The organism is Bacteroidota bacterium, from assembly GCA_016213405.1.
In the GTDB taxonomy this organism is placed as follows: Bacteria; Bacteroidota; Bacteroidia; order Palsa-948; family Palsa-948; genus Palsa-948.
In genome coordinates, this window is the sequence record JACRAM010000120.1 from 1 (window position 1) to 6,743 (window position 6,743).

Below are 6,743 nucleotides of genomic sequence, written 5' to 3' on the forward strand. Positions count from 1 at the left end.
GAACACAGAGAAAACAACACGCGGAGAGCCGCAGAGAAAATGCAATCTTGTATTCTCAGCGGTTCTCTGCGTAAAACCTCAGCGAACTCTGCGGTTGGGTTTCCATCCCTTCGGGAAAAAATGTATTTGCGTAACATCAGTTGGGTAAATAAGTTAATTAGATCAGTTCTTCTGCACATTGATTGCCAGATCTCCGCTGATATCAAAAGTTACATTGCTGCCTGCCGCCAAAGGCACAGAAGCGGAATCCACATCATCGGGAGTAAAAAAAACATATTCGGTGCTGCTGCCGCTTGGAGTTACCCTGCCGGCTCCTTCCTGGCTTCCGTCATTTCCCGCGGGAAACAAGTCTATGATTTTTCCTGCTGCCATTGGTTGTTAGGTTAAATGGTTAATTAGGTAATAATTATCTGGCGTCAAAAGTAAAAATAGTTTTAACGTCACGAAAAAAAATCTTTCCGGTCTCTTGCTCAGAAGGTCCGAAGGACTTCTTCGGTGAGTCCCTTACGGACAAGGGACTCGGATGAGTTTTTTCGGAGCAGTAAAGCAAATCGAAAAAAGTAAAATTATTGCAACCCCCAAAGAAAAAACACCCGAGCGCAAATAAGAGCGGTAAAAATATAGAAAACCCTGTCCGCTGATGAGCGCGAAACGCGCCATGGCGCAAGGCGCCAAAGACGGACTCCGTAATTCTTCGGAGCGCAAAATAAAGTGCGGGGTTTTTGGTTTATGTGAGAGCAAAAATTGAATAACTTTGTATCAAACAATTTATCATGAGCACCGCTATCATAAAAATAGATACAGATAAACTATCCTATGTAAAAAAACTCATTCGCGCCCTGAAAGGCAGCATGGAGGTTGTTAAAGACAAACAGCTGGAAGAAATACTGGAAGACCGCTGGCTTGGCAAAATGATGGATAAAACGGAAAAAGAATCAGGCGAAATATCACACGAAGAAATAAAGAAAATGTTTGCCAAGGATGGAATTACGTTTTAAGCCACAGTTCAAGAGAGACTATCTTAAAATCAAAAGCCATAAAGTAAAAGTTTTGCTTGCCGCTCATCTCAGGCAAATCATGCAGGCAGAAACTGTTTCTCAAACAGGGCAGTTATCAAAGTTAGAGAAATACGAATCGCGCTATAAAATCCGGATAACGGTTGATGAGAAGGACGATTACAGAGCGGGTTTTGAGATAAAGAAAAATATTATTTGGGCTGAAAGGATTTTACGCAGACCTTCTTTTTATGAGCATTACCGCAGATAATACCAGCGAAACGCAAAAAATAATAGTTACTGTTTATATTCCCGATTCCACTAACTTTGAACCAGATTTTAAAACAAGAAAAAAACCATAAAATGAAATGCTTAGATTGTAAACACGGCATTCCTGAAAAAGGAAAAGTAACTGTATCTTTTAATAAAGAGAACAGCACGGTAATCATCAAAGAAGTGCCTGCTATGGTATGCCCTGTATGCGGTGCTTATTATTTAGATGAAGCCATTACGGAAAAAATTCTTGCAGTAGGCAGCAGTGCTGTTAAGAACGGAGCGGAAGTAGAAATCATCCGATTAAAAGCAGCGTAATTACTCCTCATTTCTTACCAGCCGTATTCTTCCGTTAACTAATGGAGATACTGACAAGTTATGCGCTCCCCTGTTTCCATAGTATTTTTCTCTCTTATCATATCCTATTCATTCGCCCAGCGCAGTGCAAACATGGACAGCATCCTCCATTCGGAAAAAACCTATACGGAGATTGTTGTTGGGCTGCGCCAGAATTTTTCAAATGCAATTCTTGAAAAAGCATTGAGCGAAGAGGAAGATGATAAAGTAAAAGTCAAGTTTGCCAATGCGCTCTGCTGGAAATATTTTTCTTCCGAGCCCCGCAAGGCGCTGGACTATGCAAAAATGCAGACGGAGCTGGCTGAAAAAACAAATGACAAAGATGCGCTGGAGACGGGCTATGACAACTTCGGCTTTTTGTACCAGAACTTTGGAGAAAACGAAAAATCAATTTCCTATTTGTTAAAGTCACTCGCTATAAAGGAGGAGAAAAAAGATTCATCCGGAATATCCGTCTGCCTCAACGGAATTGGCGGATTGTATTTCAGAATGGAAAAATTTCCGCAGGCGCTCGGTTATATGCTGAGAACTTACAAATTAGACAGCACGCTCGGCAATACTCAAAATCTGCCAGCCCATAATGGAAACATTGGCGTTTGTTATGCCAACATGAATCAATATGACAAAGCGCTGAAGTATTATTTGCTGTCTGAACAGCAGTCGAAATACACAGGACAAAAATCTTCTTCCGCAAATCTTCTCAATACAGGAATTGCCTATTTGCAAAGCGCTCACTATGAAAAATCGAGAGAATACCTTATCAGGGCGCTCGCATCGGCAAAAGAAAATAAAGAAGTGAGCGAGGAAGCAACCGCCCACATACAATTTGCAGAATTGTATTCCGCCCAAAAGAATTTTAACGAAGCCATCCGGCACGGTGAAAAGGCGCTTGCCATTGCGCGTGAAAACAATCTGAAAGAGGAAGAAGTGGAAACCAGCAATACGCTGGCAAAAGTGTATGCCGGAATGGGAAATTTTCAGAAAGCATACGACTATCACAAACTGTACAGCGATGTTAAAGATTCCGTTCTCAATGAAGAATCGGGCAAGCAGATTGCTGAAATGCAAACCAAATACGAAACCGAAAAGAAAGAACAGCAGATACAACTTCTGAACAAAGAAGGGGAACTGCAGAAGTCAGAAGTCAGAAAACAGAAGATAATAATATGGTCAGTGGTCAGCGGTCTGTTGATAGTGGTATTGCTTTCTCTGTTCATTATAAAAGAGAGAAGAAAGTCAGAAAAACTTCTGCTGAACATTCTTCCTGCCGAAACAGCACGTGAGCTCAAAGCAAAGGGCAAAGCAACAGCAACACATTATGAACATGTCACCGTCATGTTCACCGATTTTAAGGACTTCACAACCATAGCCGAAAAACTTTCTGCGGAAGAACTGGTAAGTGAACTGGATTTTCTTTTCAGAAAGTTTGATGAGATTATTTCAAAATATCCGATTGAGAAAATAAAAACAATAGGAGATGCTTATATGTGTGCAGGGGGATTGCCCACAGCAAACAGTACGAATGCGATGGATGTGGTAAGTGCCGCTTTGGAAATTCAGGAATGGATGATGAATGGTTATCGGTTATCGGTGAACAGTAATCGGTCAAATACCGGTAACCGATTACCAATTACCGATTACTGGCAACTGCGAATTGGAATCCACACAGGTGCTGTCACCGCAGGAGTGGTAGGCGATAAAAAATTTGCGTATGACATTTGGGGAGATGCAGTGAACACCGCCTCACGCATGGAATCATCAGGCGAAGCAGGAAAAATAAATATATCGGGAGCAACCTTCACGCAGCTTAACTCCCTCTCTTTTTGGGAGAGGGCTGGGGTGAGGGCTGACTTCCGCGGAAAAATCCCGGCAAAGAACAAGGGGGAGATAGATATGTATTTTGTAGAAAGAAACAAAACCTAGTCCGCGCTGCTGACGTGCACAAAGCACCGCGCATGGATTTTTGTTGTAAGAGCGGGGTGGTTTTTTACAGGGCAGAAATGAAAGATGTTTTTCATCATCGTTTATTGTTATTTCGTCTGCAAAATCCCGCCATTCGTCTAAAAGTTTCTTTTTCCATATGTTTGCAGTAAGGATATGAATACCTTTATCCCGATTTATATCGATAAATTCTGCTATGAAACTTCGAACTTCAGTTGGAACGATTCTTCTTGCCAAACAAGTTTTTCTCAAAACATGGTTGTGTGTGTTTGTTTTCATCTGTCAAAATTCTTTTTCACAGCAAACCATACAAGGCATCCAATTGACAGGTTCAAATGGAATAACTCTCACCGTTGACCAAATCATGGCAATGGAAAAACCGACTCCCTTTACTAAGTTGCGCATGCAAAGAGAACATGAAGCGCATCTTCATAAAAAGAATAATCCTGATGCACCTGAAATATCTTCCTTTCCACCGTCAGATACCGCTGTTCAGAACCGAAATGACGCAGGCAATTCTGTTAATGCCACTCAAACTATTGGCGCTAGTTGGAGGGGTCCTACTTTAGCTATTTCTGGCGGATGGATTCCTCCTGATTGCAATGGCGCTGTAGGTCCCACTCAAGTATTAGTTTGTGGCAACACGCGTATACAGGTATACAGTAAAGCAGGAGTACTTGGCCCCCTTAACGCTGACATTACAACATTTTTTTCTTCCGTGGATGCAGGGATAGGTGTCAGCGATACCCATATCCGGTATGACCGATTATCGGGGAGATGGTTTGTAGTTACAATAAATACGGCAGCCGCCAACAACCGCGTCTGCATTGCAGTAAGCAGCGGTCCTGTAATAACAGGCGCAGCATCATTTACTTTTTTCTTCTTTGTTGAACCAAGTGCAGGAGCATTTTTTGATTATCCTACTCTGGGCGTTGATGCAAATGCATTGTACATAGGCGGAAATAGATTTTCACCAGGATATAGCTACTCCCCTATGTATATTGTGCGAAAAAGTTCTATTCTCGCTGCTGGACCTATCGTAGTAACCGCCTTCAACAATGTTGGTGGAGCCACTTCCCCAATTTACACACCTCAAGGCGTGGACAATGAGGACCCTGCGGCAACAGAAGGATATTTTGTAGGAACAGACGTCTTTGCATGGAGCAAATTAGATTTTGTCAGAGTGAACACTCCTGGCGGAGTTCCTACTCTTACCATCCCTACGCCACTAACAACAATTCCTGCAACGTATGCCCCACTTACACAAGTACATAACGGAACAGGAAACAATCTGGATGCTTTGGATGACCGCTTGTTTGCCGCGCATGTGATGAAAAATAAAATAACGGGTGTTACCACCTTATGGACTGCTCATAATTTAAGAGTAAACAATGCAGGAGTTGCTTCTGCTGCAGGTAATAGAAACGGATCGCGTTGGTACCAGATAGGAAGTATGACTACTGCCACACCAACATTAGTGCAGTCGGGAACTCTGTTTGATGCAGCGGCTGCAAATTACCGCGGGTTCTGGATTCCAAGTATTGCGATGAGCGGGCAGGGGCATGCAGTTTTGGGCAGCAGTACCGCAAGCGCTGCTAATAAAGCTGATGTTGAAGTTTCGGGAAGGTACTCCTGTGATGCTCCCGGTACCTTGCAGCCATTCTCATTGGCTACAGCAAGTGCCACTACCTATAATGTGCAAGCAGGTACGCAGCGTTGGGGCGATTACTCGCAGGTGGTAGTTGACCCGAATGATAATATGACGATGTGGGCATTCGGGGAATATTGCGATGCCGCAAACGATTGGGCTGTGCGCGTTGTACAATTAATTGCACCACCACCACCGCCACCAGCTGTGTTAAATCCATTAGCAGCATACGGCTGCACGGCTTCTAATATTGTTACTATCACTGCCAGTTCAACTCCTAATTGCACCGGGTTTTTTGATCCGGGTCCGGATGCAGGTGGTCCGGGTTTTGCAAACCGCCTTACGGCTTCCTGCACCGGGGGAATTACTGTAACCAGCGTTACTTTTGTCAGCCCTACACAGGTAACCCTTGACCTCAATACATCAGCGGCTGCTACCGGCACTTATATTATTACCATCACAAATCCGGACGGGCAAACCACTACCAGAACCATTGATATTGTATGTGCCGCACCTGTTGAACTGCTTTCTTTTACTGCAGAATGTAAAGACAATAAAGTGTTTTCCAATTGGCAAACCGCCTCTGAGTTTAACAATGATTATTTTTTGCTGGAGCGCAGCCGGGACGGAAGCGTGTTCTCTCCCATTGCCACGGTAAAAGGCACCGGCAACAGTTCCACAATTAAAAATTATTCGTTTACCGATACAGATCCTTTGCAGGGAAAAACCTATTACCGCCTTTCACAAACTGATTTTGATGGAAGTACAAAAACCTATACTCCCATAGCGGTATCCTGTGGAGAAGAAAATAATTTTTCTTTGGATGTAAACGGAAATCCTGTAACCGATGGAACCATTAATCTTTCAGTCAGCGCTGCCGAAGGCTCAACTGTTTTATTGGTTCTCACAGATGTTCTGGGCAGGGAAATTTATTCCAAAGCCATAGTGACAGCAAGCGGAAGCTCTCTGGTTATTTTAAACCCCGAACAAAAACTTGCGCAGGGAATGTACAGCATCATTGCCTCCAACAAGGATGAATACCTCAGCAGAAAGATAATTGTGAAATAAAATCCGGGCAAAGCATATTATTTCTCTCTTTCTCGTCTTCAAAATATAATCATTCGTCTGCAAAATCCTGCCACTCGTCTAATAGTTACTTTTTTCTCTTGACAAACTGAATTTACCGTATACATTTGGCGCATCAATTAAAAAATGATTACACAGATTAAGAAAAATACAAAAAAGATTACACAGATGAAACAACACAAAGCAATCGGTGTAATCTTTCTAAAATCTTTCTTATCTCAGATATAAAGATAATGCTCCCTTAATCGGAAGCAGTTTGTTTCATGGCGATGTTAGAAGCCCTGCACCAGGTGTAGGGCTTTCTAATTGTGCGCCATCCATGTTCTTTTACTATAGGGTGCAAGTCCCGAACACACGTTGATAACGCGAAGTGTTAGCTGAAAGCAAGTGCAATGTTGCGAGGCATTGTGCGGAGGAAGCCGAAGGCAAAAGCAAGTGATAAC

The 6,743-nt window shown here is 42.9% G+C and carries 6 protein-coding genes; 5 read left to right on the top strand and 1 reads right to left on the bottom strand.

The window, feature by feature from the left end; all coding sequences use genetic code 11:
* Positions 1-162: 162 nt before the first annotated feature.
* Positions 163-372 carry a hypothetical protein gene (locus tag HY841_14750; protein ID MBI4932015.1) on the bottom strand — a complete coding sequence of 70 codons (210 nt, stop codon included), beginning with the start codon at positions 370-372 and terminating at the stop codon, positions 163-165.
* Positions 373-773: 401 nt separating this feature from the next.
* Here HY841_14750 and HY841_14755 point away from each other — a divergent pair, with 401 nt between their 5' ends.
* The 5 genes from HY841_14755 (at position 774) to HY841_14775 (ending at position 6,282) form a co-directional block, all read left to right on the top strand.
* A complete protein-coding gene (locus tag HY841_14755) occupies positions 774-998 on the top strand; it encodes a hypothetical protein (GenBank protein MBI4932016.1) in 225 nt (74 codons plus the stop codon).
* Positions 982-1,266 carry a hypothetical protein gene (locus HY841_14760; protein MBI4932017.1) on the top strand — a complete coding sequence of 95 codons (285 nt, stop codon included), beginning with the start codon at positions 982-984 and terminating at the stop codon, positions 1,264-1,266. The genes HY841_14755 and HY841_14760 overlap by 17 nt, the downstream gene beginning before the upstream one ends.
* Before the next feature lie 92 nt (positions 1,267-1,358).
* Positions 1,359-1,586, top strand: a complete 228-nt coding sequence (locus HY841_14765; GenBank protein MBI4932018.1) for a type II toxin-antitoxin system MqsA family antitoxin — start codon at positions 1,359-1,361, stop codon at positions 1,584-1,586.
* Positions 1,587-1,646: 60 nt separating this feature from the next.
* Positions 1,647-3,548, top strand: coding sequence for a tetratricopeptide repeat protein (locus HY841_14770; protein ID MBI4932019.1), 1,902 nt, complete (start codon positions 1,647-1,649; stop codon positions 3,546-3,548).
* A 214-nt stretch (positions 3,549-3,762) separates the two neighbouring features.
* Positions 3,763-6,282 carry a T9SS type A sorting domain-containing protein gene (locus HY841_14775; GenBank protein ID MBI4932020.1) on the top strand — a complete coding sequence of 840 codons (2,520 nt, stop codon included), beginning with the start codon at positions 3,763-3,765 and terminating at the stop codon, positions 6,280-6,282.
* The last annotated feature ends 461 nt before the right edge of the window (positions 6,283-6,743 follow it).

What these genes read in the sequence shown, in the direction of transcription:
- HY841_14750 (MBI4932015.1), bottom strand. Translation starts at nt 372, where the DNA reads ATGGCAGCAGGAAAAATCATAGACTTGTTTCCCGCGGGAAATGACGGA.
- HY841_14755 (MBI4932016.1), top strand. Translation starts at nt 774, where the DNA reads ATGAGCACCGCTATCATAAAAATAGATACAGATAAACTATCCTATGTA.
- HY841_14760 (MBI4932017.1), top strand. Translation starts at nt 982, where the DNA reads ATGGAATTACGTTTTAAGCCACAGTTCAAGAGAGACTATCTTAAAATC.
- HY841_14765 (MBI4932018.1), top strand. Translation starts at nt 1,359, where the DNA reads ATGAAATGCTTAGATTGTAAACACGGCATTCCTGAAAAAGGAAAAGTA.
- HY841_14770 (MBI4932019.1), top strand. Translation starts at nt 1,647, where the DNA reads ATGCGCTCCCCTGTTTCCATAGTATTTTTCTCTCTTATCATATCCTAT.
- HY841_14775 (MBI4932020.1), top strand. Translation starts at nt 3,763, where the DNA reads ATGAAACTTCGAACTTCAGTTGGAACGATTCTTCTTGCCAAACAAGTT.